Source organism: Mesorhizobium sp. M7A.F.Ca.US.011.01.1.1 (assembly GCF_003998295.1).
In the GTDB taxonomy this organism is placed as follows: domain Bacteria; phylum Pseudomonadota; class Alphaproteobacteria; order Rhizobiales; family Rhizobiaceae; genus Mesorhizobium.
The window spans coordinates 71,128-89,193 of the sequence record NZ_RZRT01000006.1 but is presented as its reverse complement, the minus strand read 5'-3'; the positions used below and the strand labels follow the sequence as shown (position 1 = coordinate 89,193).

Genomic DNA, 18,066 nt, shown 5'->3' with positions numbered 1-18,066 from the left:
CGCTTTCCTCCTCGATCCATCCCACAATACAACAGGAAGTCTCTGCTCACACCCGCGCGGCGATATTCGCCAACCCATCTAGTTCCGGACTCGCGATCAGAAAGCATATCTGAACGGCATTCCATAGAAGCAATATAGATTGAAAATTGCGGCCAAACCCAGGATGGTTTCGAAGCCGGCGGGCCACTCACGGTCTCAAGGCGAGAATTTTAAGAGACGTTCAAGAATGACCCAGCACGCAGAAAACGCTCGGATTCTCATGTACAGCCACGACACGTTCGGGCTCGGCCACTTGCAGCGCTGCCGGACTATCGCGCATTCGCTAGTCGAGGATTTCCGTGGGCTTCAGGTGCTTATCATTTCGGGTGCGACTATCGCTGGCGCCTTCGACTACCGCGCCCGTGTCGACTTCGTGAAGATCCCCAGCGTCATCAAGTTGCGCAACGGCGAATACACCTCGTTGGAAAAGGACATCGATCTGCATGAGACGCTAAGGATGCGTCAGTCTATCATCCGCCACACAGCCGAGACCTTCCGGCCGGATATCTTCATCGTCGACAAGGAACCGCTCGGCCTGCGCGGTGAGATTGAGGACACGCTGTCCTACCTCAAGACGCGGGGCACCACGCTGGTGCTTGGCCTGCGCGAGGTGATGGATGCACCGCATCTGCTCGAAGCAGAGTGGGCGCGCAGGGATGTGATGCGCAAGATAGGCCTGTTCTACGACAAGGTCTGGGCCTATGGCCCGCCGGATTTCTACGATCCGTTGACCGGCTTGGATGTGCCGCCGGCTGTCAGGGCAAAAATGAGATTCGTCGGTTTCCTGCAGCGGAGCCTGCAACGGAACGAGTTGCCCGGCCACCGGCCAGAGGGCGACTATATCCTGGTTACCACCGGTGGCGGCGGCGACGGCGCCGAATTGATTCACGACGTCATCGATGCTTATCAGCAGGATCCGAAATTGCAGCACAGGGCGCTGATCGTGCTTGGGCCTTACATGCCGGCGCGCAAGCGCAACAAGTTGCTGAAGAAGGGGGCCACGATCCCCTACATCAAGATTATCGAGTTCGACAACCGCATGGAAGACCTGATTGCCGGCGCCAAGGCGGTAGTGGCGATGGGCGGTTACAATACTTATTGCGAGATACTATCTTTCGACAAGCCGGCGCTCATCGTGCCGCGCATCGAACCCCGCCAGGAACAACTGATCCGCGCTCGGCGCGCGGCCGAACTGGGCCTCGTCGAAATGCTTCTGCCGGAGGAAGCCAAGGACTCCCAGCGGTTTGCCGATGCACTGGTGGCGCTGCCGAACCGGCCTCGTCCATCCCAGAGTAATCCGCATCTGACCCTGGAAGGGCTCCCTCACATTTCCGAAATCGTCGCGGAACTGCTCGACCGGCAGGCCGGTCCTCACCTTTCGGTTATTGAAGGCATGAACTGAGTTGCAACATCGCAAGATCGTCGTGGTTCTGAAGGGTTATCCGCGGCTGTCGGAAACCTTCATCGCGCAGGAACTGCTCGGACTGGAGCGTGCGGGGTTCGATCTGATACTCGTCGCGCTCAGGCGGCCGACCGACGCAAAACGCCACCCCGTGCATGACGAGATCAAGGCGCCCGTCCATTATCTGCCGGAATATCTGCATGAAGAGCCGCTGCGCGTAGTTCGCTCGCTTTTTGCTTGTTTGCTGCGGCCGGGCTTCTGGCGTGCACTGGGATCGCTGGCCGTCGATATCCCGCGCGACTTTACGCGCAGTCGCGCGCGCCGTTTCGGGCAAGCGCTCGTGCTAGCGGCCGAATGGCCCGAAGACGCGGTATGGTTACATGCGCATTTCGCGCACACGCCGGCATCGGTGACGCGCTATGCCAGCCAGCTTCTTGGTCTACCCTGGAGCTGCTCGGCCCATGCCAAAGACATCTGGACTTCGGCGGACTGGGATCTGGCCAGCAAGCTTTCCTCGGCGCGCTGGACGGTAACTTGCACGAAAACCGGCTTCGACCGTCTGAAAAAACTCGCCGACGACAACTCGTCCGTGCATTTGAGCTATCATGGGCTCGATCTTGATCGGTTCGGCATTTTCGGCGAGGCGCGAAAACAGCATGACGGCTCGGAGCCGGGCGGACCGGTCATCGTTCTGAGTGTCGGGCGCGCCGTCGAAAAGAAAGGCTACGATATCTTGCTGAAAGCCCTTGCCATCTTGCCTGGCGACTTGGCGTGGCGTTTCGAGCATATCGGCAGCGGCGAGGAACTGGAACCGCTGAAGGCGCTGGCGCAAAAGCTCGGACTGGATGGTCGCATCTCTTGGAAAGGCGCGCTTGCACAGGAGGAGGTGCTTGAGCACTACCGCCGTGCCGATATCTTCGCCCTGGCCTGCAGGATCACTGCAAATGGCGACCGGGACGGTCTTCCGAATGTTCTGGTGGAGGCGGCCAGCCAGCGGCTTGCCTGCGTGTCGACCGATATTTCCGGCGTACCGGAGCTTTTATCGCCGAATGAAACCGGGCTGCTGGTTCCGACGGAAAACCCAATTGCCCTGGCACAGGCGCTGGAGCGCCTGATCCGTGATCCCGTGCTGCGTGCCCGCCTCGGCGACACCGCAGAGGCGCGCGTGCGCGGCAATTTCGATCATTTGGCAAGCATTGGACATCTCAAGGAGCTGTTCGAACGGGAGTGGCGGGCCGTCGAATGAAGCGGCTGCGCGCTTTCTTCTATGTCCAGCACCTGCTCGGCATCGGCCATCTCGCGCGCTCCAGCCGCGTCGCGGCGGCTCTGGTCGATGACGGGTTTGACGTAACCGTCGTCACTGGCGGAGCGCCGGTCGCGGGGTTTCCGGGATTGGGGGCAATATCTGTAACCCTGCCACCTGTCACCTCCGGTGATGAAGGATTTTCCGGACTTGTCGACCTGCAGGGCAAGCCCATCGACGATGATTTCAAGAAACGACGTTCAGAGATGCTGCTGCAGGCATTCCGGGATTGCAGGCCTGATATCGTCATTGTCGAGGCGTTTCCATTTGGACGCCGGCAGATGCGTTTCGAACTCTTGCCGCTGATCGAGGCCGTCGACGCGGCGTCGCCCAGACCGCTGCTGGTGACGTCCGTCCGTGATATCCTTCAGGAGCGCGTCAAGCCGGGCCGAAACGAGGAAACGGTCGATCTCGTTAACAGGCATTTTGACCTTGTCATGGTCCACGGCGATCCAGCTTTCGCAACCATCGACAAGACATTTCCACTGGCGGGGGCGATCAGGGCCGAGGTTGCGTACACGGGACTCGTTGCCGCGCCACCAGCGCCCGCGGCCTCCGAGCGTTTCGACGTTGTGGTGTCGGTTGGCGGCGGGGCCGCCGGAAAGAGCCTTGTCCGGTCCACCATCGCATCAGCGTGGAATGCCGACAACGACTGGAAATGGTGTCTGATCACCGGCCCAAACTTGCCGAAGGACGAGTTTGACGCGATTTCACGCGATGCCACGCCGGGCCTGTCCATCTTCCGGTTTCGCGAGGATTTCGCCAGCTTGCTTACCGGAGCCCGCCTGTCGGTCTCGCAGGCGGGTTACAACACGGTCTGCGATGTCCTGCGCGCGGGTTGCCGCTCCCTGCTCGTCCCATTTGCAGCCGGCGGCGAAACAGAACAAACGGTTCGCGCCCTGATGCTCGAGGAACTGGGTTTGGCGACGGTTCTGAGGGAAAACGACCTGACGCCTGGAGGTCTAGCACAAGCGATCGAACAGGCGCTTGCGGGACCGACGCCAGCTGCGCATCGTCTCGATCTGGATGGCGCGCGTCGCTCGGCGCAAGTCCTGCGCGAGCGATATCGAACCTGGTCCTCGAAATCCTAGCGCAGGTCGCATCTCGGTTGGATTGGCGCAACGCGCTTCAAACAGTTCCAATCAGCATGAAGCGCGTATATTTTTTTGTCCGCAGTTCGCCGGAGAACCTGATCTCCCGGAGCGCCGCCATTGCTTCGAAGGCTGCCAGTGAAACCACGCAATTGATGTGCGTCGGCTCGCTGAAATAATCGTTCGATTGCAGCAGAACATTCGCGCCCCGTGGAACCAGAGCAAGCCAGGCGCGCAGATCGGCTATGTGTTCGCAGCTCGTATTGATCACCAGGTCGGGCCGCCCGGCCGCATAGTCGAGTGCGTACATATCTTCCGTCAGCGCCTGGAAGCGGTCGCCGGCTTCCCGGTTGAGGGTCCGGGCGACCGGCCCGACTTCCGGATCGATGTCGATGCTGTCGATCGCCGCAATGTCGAAACGGGCGTCGTTGAAAAGCATTGCCGGCAATACGCCGTACCATCCACCCAGCACCCATATACGCCCGAACCGGCCACCGCAGCTTCCAAACAGCTCGTCGAGCGCCCACATCTTGCAAGCGACCTGCTTGTGGTTGAAGGCGTTGGCGATATCGGCCGTCGGATGCTTGGCGATGACGCGCGCCAGCCCGGCGACGAGAGGGTGATCGACATAGGCGGCAATTCCCCGGGCGAGGTCCAAGGCTTGTTCGTGCCCGCCGGCATTGCGTGCTTGTGTGACATCCATCATATTCGTCTTCTATGTTGGGATTTCGGGCGACACAACGCAATATTGCCTCACGCGAGCCTGTTCGACTTGCGAATGAGACGATGCCGCCAGCCGTTTCGCCGTTGCGCGGTGGTGAAGGGGGCCGATTGCGTCTGTCCCGACCAGCGGCGTCCATCCGCGAAGATATTGCCGATACATCGTTTGTCAGCAGGTGCTTTCACCGCCTGCATCCTCCAAACTGACAGTCGCATATGGAACCCAGCCTAGCCCGCTATATCTGGACGCACACCCGGAAGCAGCAGATCTGGATATTGATGATCGTCCTGCTTTCGATGATCCCATATTTCATGTCCTTCGACCTGCCGAAGCTGATCGTCAACGGCCCGATCCAGGGCAAGGGGTTCGAGCAACCCGGCGCGACCCTGCCCTTCATGAGATTGCACTATAACCTGCCGTTCATTGGAGAGGTCCAGTTCTTCTCCGGTTTTCAACTTGACCGCAAGGAGACGCTGCTCGCCCTGAGCCTTGTGTTCCTCTTGCTGGTCGTCATCAACGGCCTGTTCAAACTTTACATCAACACTTACAAGGGCCGCCTCGGCGAACGCATGCTGCGGCGTATCCGCTTCGATCTGATCGATCGTGTGCTGCGGTTTCCGCCGATTTACTTCAAGCGCGTGAAATCCGCCGAAGTGGCGACCATGGTGAAGGATGAGGTGGAGCCGCTTGGCGGCTTTATCGGCGATGCCTTCCTGCAGCCGGTGCTGCTCGGCGGCCAGGCGCTGACGGCCATGCTGTTCATCATGGTCCAGAACGTCTGGCTCGGAATGATAGCGGTGGTGATCGTGATCATCCAGATCGTACTCATTCCGCGGATGCGGCGGCGGCTGCTCGTGCTTGGGCGCCAACGGCAGTTGACGGCGCGCGCGCTTTCGGGCCGGGTTGGCGAAATCGTCGATGGTATCGGCGCGGTTCACGTCCACGACACGTCGAACTACGAGCGCGCCGACATAGCTGTCAGGCTAGGGCTCATCTTCAAGATCCGCTTCGATCTTTACCAATGGAAATTCATGGTAAAGTTCCTCAACAATTTTCTCGCACAGCTCACGCCCTTTCTGTTCTACATGATCGGCGGGTATCTGGTCATCGGGGGCCGGCTGGACGTCGGCCAGCTCGTGGCGGTGATCGGAGCCTACAAGGACCTGCCCGGACCGATGAAGGAACTGATCGACTGGGATCAGGATCGGCAGGATGTCCAGGTCAAATATCAGCAGGTCGTTGAACAGTTCACCGTCGAGGATATCATTGCGCCGGGAATCGCGGCACTGATGATCGACGATCCCGGTCCGATGACAAACCCCCTGTCGGCGGTCGGTCTCTCCATGGCAGACGATGGCGGTGCAATGCTCCTCAACCGTGTCTCCATGCAGGTCAAGCCGGCGGAGACGGTGGCGCTGGTTAGCACCCCGACAGGCGGAGCGGAGGCGCTAGCAGAAGCGTTTGCGCGTCTGAACTGGCCGGAAAGCGGAAAGGTCGCTTCGGGCGCCGATGACCTGCTTGAACTCCCCGAAGCCGTGACCGGCCGGCGCATGTCCTACGCCTCGTCGGATGTTTTCCTGTTCCAAGCAAGCCTGCGCGACAACCTGCTCTACGGGTTGAAGCATGCACCGCTGACATCGGTGACTTATGACGGCGCCGCGGCAGACCAGCAGCGCTGGAACATTGACGAGGCGCGCCGGTCGGGCAATCCGGACCTCGACGTCCACAGCGACTGGATCGACTATGCTTCCGCCGGTGCTACCGGCCCGCACGACCTCTTTGAAGCGGTGCGCCGGGTGCTCGACGCGGTTCTTCTGTCGCGCGACATTCTGGATCTTGGCTTGCGCTCTTCGGCCGACCTCACGCGTCACACGAAGCTCGCCGGGCGGATCGTCGAACTGCGTGCAGCGCTGCGAACCCGGCTGGAACAGGAAGGGCTGCGCGAACTGGTGGTTCCTTTCGAGCCGGGCGCTTACAACACGGAAGCGACGATCGGCCAGAACTTGCTTTTCGGCGCCGCCGCCGGCCCCGAACTGGCCGACAAGGCTCTGGCGGCCAATCCCTACTTTGCTTCCGTGCTGAAGCAGGCCGGCCTCGACAGCACGCTCTACGAGATGGGCATGGAAATCGCCGAACAGGCAATCGAGCTGTTTGCCGACCTGCCGGCAGATCACCAGTTCTTCCAGCAACTCGCCTTCATGAGCGCCGAGGAGATCCCCGCCTACGAGACCTTGCTGCAGCGGCTCAAGAACCGCCCCTACGAGGCGGTTTCGGAGGCCGACCGCGCCATGATCATCACCTTGAGCTTTGCCTATATCGAGCCCCGGCACCGCTTCGGCCTGCTGACCGACGAGTTGATGAGCAAGATCGTCGCCGCACGCAACCAGTTCTATGAAAACCTGCCGCCCGAGCTGCACAACGCGATCGAACGGTATGATCCTGCCAGATACATTGCCGCGGCCACCGTCATGGACAATGTCCTATTCGGCCGTGTGGGAAACAACCATCCCGACGCCCCGGACCGCATACGCTCCATCGTCTATGACATTCTTGACGAGCTGGGGCTCTATGCCGAGCTTCTGGATGTCGGCCTGGACTTCAACGTCGGCGCCGGTGGAAGGCGGCTGACTGGCGGACAGCGACAGAAGCTCGATGTTGCCCGGGCTCTGCTCAAGCGTCCCGATTTTCTCATTCTCAACCGGCCGCTGTCGGCGCTCGACCAGCGCATTCAGGACAAGGTGCTGCGAAACGTGCTCGAGGAAGCCAGACGCGACGGCCATTCGCCGGCAATTGTGTGGGTCGTGACGAGTCCGGCAATGGCGATGATGTTCGATCGCGTTATCGTCTTTGACTCGGGCCAACTGGTGGCAGACGGTACACACGAGACACTTTTAGCAGAGAACGGTATCTTCAAGGAACTTCTGTCATAGCCTGGCAGACGCGAATTTAGGAAGGTTTGCGACAATGCTGCTCAAGGATGAAGTTGGAATGCTGCAACGCGTTCCCTTGTTCTCTGGCATTGAGCCGGCAAAGCTCAAGCTGCTCGCGTTCACATCCGATCGCGTGAATTACAGTGCCGGCCAGATTCTTTTCCGGCAGGGCGACGAGGCAGACGCTGCCTACGTCATCCTTTCAGGCAGGGCGGATATTCTGGTCGATTCCGACAGCGGGCCGATAAAAGTTGCCGAACTGCTGCCAAATTCGATCGTCGGCGAGATCGCCATATTGTGCAACAGCTCCCGCACTGCCACCGTCAGCGCGGCAAGTGATCTGGAGGCCTTGAGAATCCGCAAGGATCATTTCCTGAGGCTTATGAAAGAGTTCCCGGAAATGACCATCGAGATATTGCGGGTTCTTGCCGATCGGCTAAGCCACACGACCGCGGATCTGATCGACGCTCGAAGCGCCTAGAGCTATGATGGGCGAAAGGTAGCATGGACGACGATTTTTTCCTGGTCAGATTTTGGGGCGTGCGCGGCAGCATTGCTGTATCCGGGCCAGAATTCGCTCGCTATGGCGGCAACACAATCTGCATTGAGATGCGATGCGGCAAGCATACGCTTCTGTTCGACGCAGGCTCTGGCCTGCGGCCTGCCGGCAGGGCGCTTCAGGCGTCGGATGTGACCGATTTCGACCTGCTTTTCACCCATTGCCATTACGATCACATCATCGGGCTGCCGGCCTTTGCGCCTATCTTTGACCCGAGCGTCAAGCTTACGCTTTGGTCCGGGCATCTTGCAGGACGCATGACGACCCGGCAGATTATCGATGAGTTCATACGGCCGCCGTGGTTTCCGGTGAAAATGAACGTCTGCAAGGCAAAGCTCGACTGCCGCGATTTCGTCTCCGGAGACGTGCTTCGGCCGCGCGAAGGGGTGGTGATTCGGACCGGCAGTCTCACCCATCCGGGAGGCTGCATAGGCTACCGGATCGAATGGGGCGGCCGCGTCGTGGCGGTGATCACCGACACCGAGCACGAGCCGGACAAACTCGATCAGTCGGTGCTCGACCTGATCGAAGATGCCGACCTCGTCATTTACGATTGCACCTACACCGAGAAGGAAATGGAACGCCGCCGCGGTAACGGGCACTCGACATGGCAACAGGGCGTCAAGCTCTGTAAGGCAGCTGGTGCACGGGCGCTTGCGCTGTTTCACCACGATCCGACACGCACCGACGAGCAACTGGACGAGATGGAGAAGCTGGCCAAGGACAGGTTTGCCGGCGCTTTTGCCGCGCGGGATGGCCAGACGCTCAAATTCCCGGTCTCATCGCACAGAAAGCGCTGAGCTATTTTCCTTTAAAGCCCAATCCGATGGAATCACTGCGTCCGATCAATGTCCTGATCGGAAGCCATGCGCAGGCTTCGATCCGAGCAGTGACTGCGAACAGCCGTTCGAGGAAAAGCCAAGCCCATTCATCATGCACGAGATGATGCGTGAGCAGGCCGACCGGTTCGCCGCCGTCGAATGCATGCTGCAATTGTGCGATAATCCTCTGAACCAACAGGCCATGATCGTGGCAACCGCGGGTGCCGTGCCAATCCATCATGTCGACATTGCTGTTGATGACAGCCAGTGAAGCCGGCTTCGGCGGCCCGAAGACCGACAATGCCGCGAATCCTATCGACCCAAGGTCGGATATCACGCCGGCGTCGATCCTGTTCCAGGGCGGCACCAGCATCGGAACGGCACGTGCGCCGTGCAGGCCGGTTACGCGCGACAGTCCGCGAGCCAGATCATCGAGCACCGCCTCGCGTGGCCGAGGCGCGCCGAGCTCCTGCTTTTTCTGGTCCTCGGGCGCATGATTTCGGTGCGCCCAGCCATGGATGGCGACCGTGGCATGCGGGGCCTCGTCAAGCCGGGCGACAAGCTTCGCGTCGGTCAGGGCCGGAATGACGGCCAGAGTGACCGGAACCGCGAATTCACCGGTGAGATCGAGCAGCCGATCAAGCGCGGGCGTCGGATCCACGGCGTCGTCGTCGCGCAGCCAGAACTCCGCCTTGCGGCCCGCCCGTTGCAGGCGCGCCAGCTCTTCCACCAAGGGTTGCCAGATCGGATCGGACGTCATGAGACCGGGACCTTCGCAAAAAGTTCGGCCAGACGCGCAGCTGCGCCACCGAGGGAACGTTCTTCGAGAACGAAACGCCTGGCTTCCGCGGCCATGATGGTTCTTTCATCGTTACGGACCAGAAGCCTTTCAATGGCGGAAGCAAACTCCGTGACATCGCCCGGCGTGGTGAGAAACCCGGTCTGGCCATCGCGCACGACTTCCGGCACGCCGGCGATGTCCTGAGCCACCACCGGAAGGCCGGCGGCCTGTGCTTCAAGATAGGCAACGCCGTAGGCCTCGCCATAACCCGGCCAGACATAGATTCCCCCGGTGTAAAGAACATCCGGCACGGCGTCAGGCTCGATCGAGCCAATCCATTCGATACGATCGGCGGGCAAGCCGGCGAATTGCGCTTCGACCTCGTCACGGGCTGGCCCGTCTCCGACGACCGACATGGTCCAGGGCAGGTGGCCGATCGAGCCGAGCGCTTGCGCCAGCATGCGATAGCTGTCCAGTTTGTTGCCCGGGCGCATCATGGCGACGGTAACGAGGCGCGTCGGACAACCCCGTGCCGGGACTTCCCGGAATGCCGATGTATCGATGAAGGGCGAAAGCATACCGAAAGTGGCCTTAGGAATAGCATCCGCCAGTCCCTGACGATCCCTTTGGGTGAAGCAGATATTCAGGGCCGCCTGTTCGATGGCTCGCGCCACCAATGCTTGGCTATCGGCCCACAAGCCGGCATTGCGTCGCCTGGAATAGGAGGCTTCCGCTGTCACATAGGGGACAGCAAAGGCCGACGCCAGCTCCGGCCCGATCAAGTCGGGCGCCTTGTAATAGGGATGGTAGGTGAACCAGAGATCGGGCTTGCCGTCACGATCCCAAAGCTTGGTCAGCCGCGCGGCTTCCTCTGCGGCCTCGATCTTTAGTGCCGCGAAACTTTTCGACTCCGGCTGGCGTAGATAGAAGCGCAACTCAGATGCCAGTTCGACGCTATGCCCTCCGTGCTCCAGCGCTTTGACAAGCATCCGTGCCATCTGGCGGTCGCCGGATACAACGGGATGATTGGGTGACTTCAGCGGCGCGTAGAAGGCAATTCGCATCGCGCGACCTATCCTCGGAAAGCCTGCGCAAGTCAATTTCGAAGCGCGATCGACTTCACCTTGAAGCCGTGGAATGTGCTATCTGATGGCCATGGAAACAGCTGTCGCGTCCGACCCGTTTGTCGCTTCTTTGCCGGTCTTCGCAAAGTTCGAAAGCGTTGCCGACATCGATAACTATCGGCCCCTCCCCGATGGCTGGGCGCTGGCCACCGCCGACATTGTCGGCTCGACCAAGGCGATCGAGGCGGGGCGCTATAAAACCGTCAATATGGCCGGCGCAAGCGTCATTTCGGCGCTGCTCAATGCGCTGGGTCGGCAAGATCTCCCCTTTGTCTTCGGCGGCGACGGCGCACTCGTGGCGTTTCCCGGCTCGGCGCTGGAGATCGCCCGCAACGCGCTGGCAACCGTCCAAAGATGGGTGGCGGACGAACTGGGCCTGACCTTGCGCGCCGCGATCGTGCCGATAGGGGACATAAGGGCGCATGGCCTCGACGTTCGCGTGGCGAGGTTCCAGGCCTCCGAAGCGGCCTTCTATGCCATGTTCGCCGGCGGTGGCGGCAGTTGGGCGGAAGCCGAGATGAAAGCGGGGCGCTACCGCATCGATCCTGCGCCTGTCGGCGCGCGGCCGGATCTGACCGGCCTTTCCTGCCGTTGGAACCCGATCGAAGCACGGCATGGCGAAATCGTCTCGATCATAGCCACACCGGGGGCGTCGCGCGACTTGCGCGGGTTTCAGTTTCTGGCTTCCGACATCATCGCCCTCGCCGGCAGGCAGGAGCGCGATGGCCACCCGGTGCCGGTGGACGGCCCGGGCTACAGTCTGCTGCCCGCCGGCCTGGATGTCGAGGCGCGGGCGATGGCCCCGGCAGGATGGCGGTGGCGGTCGAAGCTGTGGATCGTGTTCCTGATGACGCTCACGGCTGTAACCGATCGATTTGGCTGGACGATTGGCCGTTTCGATCCGAAGGTCTACAAACGCGAGGTGGCCAGCAATTCGGATTTCCGAAAGTTCGACGACGGCTTGAAAATGACCATCGACGTTGACGCGGATGTGCTGCATCGGATCCAAGACCGGCTGAAGCAGGCGGAAGAGGCGGGCATCTGCAATTATGGCCTGCACCGCCAGAAGTCGGCCTTAATGACCTGCCTCGTCACCTCGCCGCTGCAGCGCGATCACGTTCATTTCATCGATGGCGCCGCCGGCGGCTACGCGATGGCTGCCGCAAGCCTGAAGGCGAAGGCGCCGGTCTGCTGACTGCTTGCGGAAATCGATTTCCGCAATATGCCCTCACTCATGGTTCTTGGCACCGGTGAGCCGCGCCATGGGAGGGGTAGTCTGTCCGAATTGACGGGAAAGCAGATTTTTGGACGCCTCACGATCGACATATGACCGTCTTCTGAACCGGATTTCGAGGCGCGCCGCGCATCTCGGCGTGATCGCGCTGGCTATGTCGGGTTGCCGCTGTCGGTTGCGATCGCACGCGCCGGGTCCCCGGTTTCCGGCTTCGGAATCGAAACCCGGAAGGTCGAGAGCCTGAACAACGGCCAATCCTACTTGAGGCAGTGACGTCGACAGCCCTTGCCGGCCGGGCGGTTCCGCGCCACGGCGGATTTGTCGAACTAGCCGTCTGCGATGCCATCATAATCTGCGTTCCGACACCGCTGACGAAACACCGGGAGCCCGAGAGGATCCCGACGGATTCGATGCTGTCGTCGTGGCAACCGACCACGACGCGATCGACGACTATCAGGCGATCGCTGATCACGCTCCTCTGATCGTCGACACACGCAATGATTTTGGCCGCCTCGGGCTGGTCCAAGAGACAGTGGTGGTGAAGGCCCGACGATGTCTGAGACGGCGAATTCTTTGCCCGATGTCAGGATCGAGATTGCACTCCGCCGGAAGCCTCGCCACATAGGGTTCCAGGTGATAGATGCTGTTTACGCCTGCTTCCTTCCTGCAAGGAGTTATTTAGGAAATTCTTCGCCGGCTTTCGTCGAAGCCGGCTTCACTGACTTCGATTGTGTGGCGGATCAAAGGAGATGGCTCGTCTTCGACGGGTTTGAGATAGCATGAGCACAGCGCAAGCAGAAATTTCCACCATTCTCATGGATAAAGTTGCCGACTGGCTGAGCCAATCGGCGCTGGCGGGCAACGACCTGGAAACATTGGTAAAGGGCTTTTGTGAACGGCTGGCTGCTGCCGGCCTGCCGCTGAAGCGGGTGCATTTGAGCTTTTCGATGCTTCATCCGCTTTATGACGCGCTTGGCTTTACCTGGCTTCGCGGCCAGGGCCTGGAAGTGGAAGGCTTCCGCAGTGAGAACGGCGTTCATTCCGACAGATTCCTGACCAGCCCATACTACCATCTGCTCAGCAACAAGCTCGACCACCTGCGGCGCCGGCTTGACCCGTCGGTGCGGTCGGAGTTTCCTGTTTTCGACGACCTCAGGCGTATGGGCGTCACCGATTACATGGCTTTCGTGCATCCCTTCAACGGCGATACCAGCCAGGGCATGATGGGGTCGTGGTCGACCGACAGTGCGTCTGGCTTCAGCGACGGCATGATTTCGGCGCTATTGCGGATCCAGAACTATCTCGCTATCGCCACCAAGATGGCGATGCTCACCAAGCTCGCCGACAACATGATGACCACTTATCTTGGCGGCGACGCCGGCAGGCGTGTGCTGGACGGCCAGATCAAGCGCGGCGAGGGTGACACAATCCGGGCCGCATTGGTCATGGGCGATATGCGCGGGTCGACAAGGCTTGCAGAAACCTCCGGTCGCGAAATCTACATCGATACGCTGAACCAGTTTTTCGATGCCATCGCTGCGCCTTTCAATCGCAAAGGCGGGCAGATCATGAGTTTCCTGGGTGATGGCTTCATCGCCGTCTACCCCTGCGAAAGGCATCGTTCGCAGTCCGAGATCGCCTGCCAGGCTGCTCTTGCGGCAGCGCACAAGGCCAGCGCGCGCATGATGGAACTCAATCGGCGCAGAAAGGAGCAGGGACTGGGCGACATAAAGTTTGGTATCGGCCTGCATGTCGGCAATGTGATGTTCGGCAATGTCGGGCTTACCGACCGGCTGACATTCTCTGTCTTCGGCTCGGCTGTAAACGAGGTCCAGCGTCTCCAGACCCTGACCAAGAAATATCCGCACAGCGTTCTCGCCAGCAAGGACTTCGCCAGCTATTGCGGCGACAACAGTTGGCTGACGCTCGGCACGGAGGAACTGGCGGGCAGCAAGCAGAAGCTGACGGTGCTTTCACCCGATCTGTCGGGTGCTCTCGCACTCGATGAAGACGCTGCGCCGATTCACGACCGGATATCGGACGCCGAGCAGGTCATGCTGCTTCATCGCGATGCCGCGCGGCTGTCGGCGAGTGAGCGGAGGAAGCTCCAGTAACCGACACGATCTGGTCCGAGCGCCTTGGTGTGCAGTCCGGTCGCCGGTTTTGTCGCCGAATCCGTTTCGAATCCAAGTTGCTCTAGGCTGGCAATGCGCTAGTCTCGCTTTTGGGTCTGCCGCCCGGCAGACTGCCAGAGTGGGGCTGGTGTGAGGATGAATTCGGGCGTTGATCTGCTGCGGATCGAGGATCTTGGTATCTCTTTTGCCATGATCGGGGGACCGTTGCATGCTGTCAGGCGTGCAAATCTTCGCGTCCTGCCCGGCAAGGTTACCGCGCTTGTGGGCGAGTCCGGTTCCGGAAAATCGGTTCTCAGCCAGGCAGTGATGGGCATTTTGCCGAACACAGCACATGTTCGCGGCCGTATCCTGTTTTCCGATCCTGAAAAGCCCGGAACGACGCAGGATATCCTGCAGATGCAGCGTGACGGAACCGAAATCCGGGCGTTGAGAGGCAGCCGCGTCGGCAAGATCTTTCAGGAGCCAATGACATCGCTGTCGCCGCTGCACACGATCGGCAACCAGGTCAGCGAATCCTTGCAGATTCATACGCCTATGGCTCGGGCGGAGCGCAAGGCGCGGACCGAGGAAATGCTCGGCCTTGTCGGCTTCCCCAATCCCAAACGCGCCTACGACATGTATCCATTTGAACTTTCGGGAGGATTGCGGCAACGCGCCATGATCGCCATGGCGCTTATCTGCCGGCCTGCTTTGTTGATCGCCGACGAGCCGACGACGGCGTTGGACGTCACCATCCAGGCGCAAATCCTGCATTTGCTGCGCGGGCTTCAGACCAAGCTGAACATGGCGATGCTGCTGATCACGCACGACCTCGGCGTTGTCGCCAATGTCGCCGACGAGGTGGTGGTCATGTACCATGGCGAGATCATGGAAATGGGGCCTGTCGAGGCGATATTCCGCCGGCCGGGCCACCCTTACCTGAAGGGCCTGATGGCAGCCGTTCCGCATTTCGAGCTGAAGCCCGGTGAAAGGCTAAAGGCGCTCCGCGAGGTACCGGTGAATGTCGGGAACCTGCTCGGCAAGCAGACTGCCCCGGCATCGAGGGGGCCAGACGACATCCTCCTGTCGGTGAGGGATCTGACAAAGACCTTCACCACCCGCAAGTCCGGATGGTTCAGCGGGGGTCATCAATCCTCTGTTCACGCGGTGGACGGCGTGAGCTTCGACATCAGGCGGGGTGAGTGTCTGGGTTTGGTCGGCGAAAGCGGCTGTGGCAAAACAACCGTCAGCAAGATCCTCATGCGGGCCATCACCCCCAGCGGCGGTTCTGTGATCTTCAACGGCCGCGATGGACCGACCGACGTCCTGGGCGCAGAGGGAGATGCCCTGCGCATGTTGCGCGCGAAAATCCAGATGGTCTTCCAGGACCCAGTTTCGTCGCTTTCACCTCGCATGACGGTGGAGAACATCTTGAGCGAGCCGCTGGAAATCCATGAGCGTGGCAATACCGCGTCCCGGCTCGCCACGGTCAAGAGCCTGATGCAGGCAATCGGGCTCGATCCGCGCTTCATCAAGCGTTATCCGCACAGTTTCTCCGGCGGGCAGCGTCAGCGCATCGGCATCGCGCGCGCATTGGCGCTGGGGCCTGAACTCCTGATCTGCGACGAGCCGGTTTCGGCGCTTGACGTCTCTGTCCAGGCGCAGATCCTGAACCTTCTGAAGGACCTGCAGAAGGAACTGGGCCTGACCTACCTGTTCATATCCCACAATTTGGCGGTGGTGGACTACATGGCGGACCGCATCGCGGTGATGTGCGGCGGGCGTATCGTCGAGCTTGCGCCGCGCGAAATTCTGCTCAGGAAACCGATCCACCCCTACACGCGCTCACTGCTTGCCGCGGTACCCTTCCCCGATCTCGACCGGCCGATGGATTTCAAGACGCTGAAGCTCGGCGGCGCTTCCGACACCAGCGCATGGGGACCGCAATTCCGCGAAGAAGGCGACGAGGATGTCCTGGCGCCGCTCGATCTTGGCGGCGGCCACCTCGTGCTGGCCCGACGTTCGGCCGATGTCAGCGAGTTACGCCATTGATCAGCCGTCGCACCGTCCTTGGCCTGATGGCTTCGGCACTCCTGCCGGGCACGTCGCGCGCTGGCGACCTGGAGCCGGAATTTCTTCGGCCGCAGCTGACAGCCAGGGCGCTGCCGGCACTCACCGAGCGCCTGCCCAAGAGTCCGCGCGCGCTGAATCTCGCTGCAATGGGCCGGCTGCCCGGCCAGTATGGCGGCACGCTGCGGACGATCATCGGCAGCCAGAAAGATATCCGGATGATGACGATCTACGGGTATTCTCGCCTGGTCGGTTATGACGAAAAGCTCAACATGCAACCCGACATTCTCGAAAGTTTCGACGTCGCGGATGATCGCATCTTCACGTTCAAGATACGGGAAGGACACAAATGGTCCGACGGCAGCCTGCTGACGCCGGAGGATTTTCGCTATTGTTGGGAAGATGTCTGGCTGAACGATGAGCTTTCGCAAGGCGGGCTCGCCCCGACCCTGATGGCGGACGGCAAGCCGCCACGCTTCGAGATCGTCGATCCGTTGACGGTGCGCTATAGTTGGGATGCGCCCAATCCCGACTTCCTGCCCAAGCTCGCTGCCGCTTCGCCGATATCGCTTGTTCTGCCATCCGCCTATCTCAAGCAGTTCCACAAGAAATATCAGGATCCATTCCGGCTCGCCGGCCTGATGAAGGAGAACCGGACCCAGAAATGGACGCTCCTGCATATCCGTATGTCGCGGCAGTATCGCCCGGAGAACCCGGAACTGCCGACGCTCGACCCCTGGCAGAACCGGACCAAGCCGCCGGCCGAGCAATTCATCTTCGAGCGCAACCCGTTCTTTCATCGAGTAGACGAGAACGGCCGGCAACTGCCCTATGTTGACCGGATCATCATGAATGTCAGCTCATCGGCGATCATCTCCGCCAAGACCGGGGCGGGCGAGAGCGATCTTCAATGCATGGGAATTGACTTCAGCGATTACTCCTTCCTGAAGGACGCGGAGAAGCGCTATCCGGTGAAGATGCACCTGTGGAAACGCACACAGGGTTCTCGGCTGGCGCTGCTGCCGAATCTGAATTGCGCCGACCAGGTGTGGCGTGGCCTTCTGCGTGACGTGCGCGTGCGCCGCGCACTTTCGCTCGCCGTGGACAGGCGCGAGATCAATATGGCCGTGTTCTACGGATTGGCGCAGGAAAGCGCCGATACGGTCTTGTCCGAGAGCCCGCTCTACCGGCCGGAATTCGCTAAAGCTTGGGTTGCCCATGATCCCGACCAGGCCAACGCGCTGCTCGACGAGGTCGGGCTTCTGGCACGTGACGATGACGGTCTGCGGATACTTCCCGATGGACGCTCTGCCCAGATCATCGTGGAAACCGCCGGCGAAAGCACGCTGGAAACCGACGCGCTCGAACTCATCACCGATCACTGGCGAAAGATCGGCATCGCTCTGTTCATCCGGACTTCGCAGCGCGACATCTTCCGCAGCCGCGCGCTTGGCGGCCAGATCATGATGTCGATGTGGTCGGGCATCGACAATGGCGTGCCGACCGCCGACATGAACCCGAGTCAGTTGGCCCCCACCATCGACGATCAGCTGCAATGGCCGCTCTGGGGTGCTCACTACTTGTCTCATGGCAAGATGGGCGAGACGCCCGATCTTCCTGCAGTGATCGAGTTAATGGTTTTGCTCAAGCGCTGGAACGCATCGACCGAAGCGACAGAGCGCGCCGAAATCTGGAATTCGATGCTGTCGATCTACACCGATCAGGTATTTTCGATCGGGACCGTGAACGGAACGCATCAGCCGATTCTGGTGTCCTCACGGCTGCGCAATCTGCCTGACAAGGCGCTCTTCGGCTACGATCCGACCGCCTATTTCGGTGTCTACATGCCGGATACATTCTGGCTTGGAGAGTCCTGA

13 protein-coding genes are annotated in these 18,066 nt (G+C 60.6%); 10 read left to right on the top strand and 3 right to left on the bottom strand.

What is annotated here, in order from left to right; genetic code table 11:
- Nucleotides 1-226: 226 nt before the first annotated feature.
- The 3 genes from EOA13_RS10365 to EOA13_RS10355 are packed head-to-tail and all read left to right on the top strand — an operon-like array spanning nucleotide 227 to nucleotide 3,835.
- Nucleotides 227-1,441, top strand: a complete 1,215-nt coding sequence (locus EOA13_RS10365; protein WP_127292073.1) for a glycosyltransferase family protein — start codon at nucleotides 227-229, stop codon at nucleotides 1,439-1,441.
- Nucleotide 1,442: 1 nt separating this feature from the next.
- A complete protein-coding gene (locus tag EOA13_RS10360) occupies nucleotides 1,443-2,687 on the top strand; it encodes a glycosyltransferase (protein WP_127292070.1) in 1,245 nt (414 codons plus the stop codon).
- Nucleotides 2,684-3,835 carry a glycosyltransferase family protein gene (locus EOA13_RS10355; protein ID WP_127292068.1) on the top strand — a complete coding sequence of 384 codons (1,152 nt, stop codon included), beginning with the start codon at nucleotides 2,684-2,686 and terminating at the stop codon, nucleotides 3,833-3,835. The genes EOA13_RS10360 and EOA13_RS10355 overlap by 4 nt, the downstream gene beginning before the upstream one ends.
- A 37-nt stretch (nucleotides 3,836-3,872) precedes the next feature.
- Here EOA13_RS10355 and EOA13_RS10350 read toward each other — a convergent pair whose 3' ends face one another.
- Nucleotides 3,873-4,538 (bottom strand): class I SAM-dependent methyltransferase, encoded by a 666-nt coding sequence (locus EOA13_RS10350; RefSeq protein ID WP_127292370.1) that lies wholly within the window; start codon nucleotides 4,536-4,538, stop codon nucleotides 3,873-3,875.
- A gap of 233 nt (nucleotides 4,539-4,771) precedes the next feature.
- Between EOA13_RS10350 and EOA13_RS10345 the strand changes: the two genes are divergently transcribed.
- From EOA13_RS10345 to EOA13_RS10335, 3 genes are read left to right on the top strand one after another with little or no spacing between them, the layout of a single operon-like run.
- Nucleotides 4,772-7,486, top strand: coding sequence for an ABC transporter ATP-binding protein (locus tag EOA13_RS10345; protein ID WP_127292065.1), 2,715 nt, complete (start codon nucleotides 4,772-4,774; stop codon nucleotides 7,484-7,486).
- A gap of 34 nt (nucleotides 7,487-7,520) precedes the next feature.
- On the top strand, nucleotides 7,521-7,967 hold the full coding sequence (locus EOA13_RS10340; protein WP_127292062.1) for a cyclic nucleotide-binding domain-containing protein: 447 nt from the start codon (nucleotides 7,521-7,523) through the stop codon (nucleotides 7,965-7,967).
- A gap of 23 nt (nucleotides 7,968-7,990) precedes the next feature.
- Nucleotides 7,991-8,845 carry an MBL fold metallo-hydrolase gene (locus EOA13_RS10335; protein WP_127292059.1) on the top strand — a complete coding sequence of 285 codons (855 nt, stop codon included), beginning with the start codon at nucleotides 7,991-7,993 and terminating at the stop codon, nucleotides 8,843-8,845.
- Between the two features lies 1 nt (nucleotide 8,846).
- On the opposite strand, the gene EOA13_RS10330 is transcribed toward EOA13_RS10335, so the two are convergent.
- Together EOA13_RS10330 and EOA13_RS10325 are read right to left on the bottom strand one after the other, a co-directional pair.
- Entirely contained in the window at nucleotides 8,847-9,626 is a 780-nt protein-coding gene (locus EOA13_RS10330; RefSeq protein WP_127292056.1) for a polysaccharide deacetylase family protein, read from the bottom strand.
- Complete coding sequence (locus EOA13_RS10325) at nucleotides 9,623-10,711, bottom strand: glycosyltransferase family 4 protein (protein ID WP_127292053.1); 1,089 nt, start codon at nucleotides 10,709-10,711, stop codon at nucleotides 9,623-9,625. The genes EOA13_RS10330 and EOA13_RS10325 overlap by 4 nt, the downstream gene beginning before the upstream one ends.
- 73 nt (nucleotides 10,712-10,784) lie before the next feature.
- Between EOA13_RS10325 and EOA13_RS10320 the strand changes: the two genes are divergently transcribed.
- From EOA13_RS10320 to EOA13_RS10300, 4 genes are all read left to right on the top strand, one after another.
- Entirely contained in the window at nucleotides 10,785-11,966 is a 1,182-nt protein-coding gene (locus tag EOA13_RS10320) for a DUF3095 domain-containing protein (RefSeq protein WP_127292050.1), read from the top strand.
- An 818-nt stretch (nucleotides 11,967-12,784) separates the two neighbouring features.
- Entirely contained in the window at nucleotides 12,785-14,119 is a 1,335-nt protein-coding gene (locus EOA13_RS10310) for an adenylate/guanylate cyclase domain-containing protein (protein WP_127292047.1), read from the top strand.
- A gap of 156 nt (nucleotides 14,120-14,275) precedes the next feature.
- Nucleotides 14,276-16,171, top strand: a complete 1,896-nt coding sequence (locus EOA13_RS10305) for an ABC transporter ATP-binding protein (RefSeq protein WP_127292044.1) — start codon at nucleotides 14,276-14,278, stop codon at nucleotides 16,169-16,171.
- Nucleotides 16,168-18,066: an ABC transporter substrate-binding protein gene (locus EOA13_RS10300; RefSeq protein ID WP_127292041.1), complete on the top strand. Its 1,899-nt coding sequence runs from the start codon at nucleotides 16,168-16,170 to the stop codon at nucleotides 18,064-18,066. The genes EOA13_RS10305 and EOA13_RS10300 overlap by 4 nt, the downstream gene beginning before the upstream one ends.

Excerpts from the sequence above, each read along its gene's own strand:
- EOA13_RS10365 (WP_127292073.1), top strand. The coding sequence starts at position 227 with ATGACCCAGCACGCAGAAAACGCTCGGATTCTCATGTACAGCCACGAC.
- EOA13_RS10335 (WP_127292059.1), top strand. The coding sequence starts at position 7,991 with ATGGACGACGATTTTTTCCTGGTCAGATTTTGGGGCGTGCGCGGCAGC.
- EOA13_RS10305 (WP_127292044.1), top strand. The coding sequence starts at position 14,276 with ATGAATTCGGGCGTTGATCTGCTGCGGATCGAGGATCTTGGTATCTCT.
- EOA13_RS10325 (WP_127292053.1), bottom strand. The coding sequence starts at position 10,711 with ATGCGAATTGCCTTCTACGCGCCGCTGAAGTCACCCAATCATCCCGTT.
- EOA13_RS10330 (WP_127292056.1), bottom strand. The coding sequence starts at position 9,626 with ATGACGTCCGATCCGATCTGGCAACCCTTGGTGGAAGAGCTGGCGCGC.
- EOA13_RS10310 (WP_127292047.1), top strand. The coding sequence starts at position 12,785 with ATGAGCACAGCGCAAGCAGAAATTTCCACCATTCTCATGGATAAAGTT.
- EOA13_RS10340 (WP_127292062.1), top strand. The coding sequence starts at position 7,521 with ATGCTGCTCAAGGATGAAGTTGGAATGCTGCAACGCGTTCCCTTGTTC.
- EOA13_RS10320 (WP_127292050.1), top strand. The coding sequence starts at position 10,785 with ATGTGCTATCTGATGGCCATGGAAACAGCTGTCGCGTCCGACCCGTTT.
- EOA13_RS10355 (WP_127292068.1), top strand. The coding sequence starts at position 2,684 with ATGAAGCGGCTGCGCGCTTTCTTCTATGTCCAGCACCTGCTCGGCATC.
- EOA13_RS10350 (WP_127292370.1), bottom strand. The coding sequence starts at position 4,538 with ATGGATGTCACACAAGCACGCAATGCCGGCGGGCACGAACAAGCCTTG.
- EOA13_RS10345 (WP_127292065.1), top strand. The coding sequence starts at position 4,772 with ATGGAACCCAGCCTAGCCCGCTATATCTGGACGCACACCCGGAAGCAG.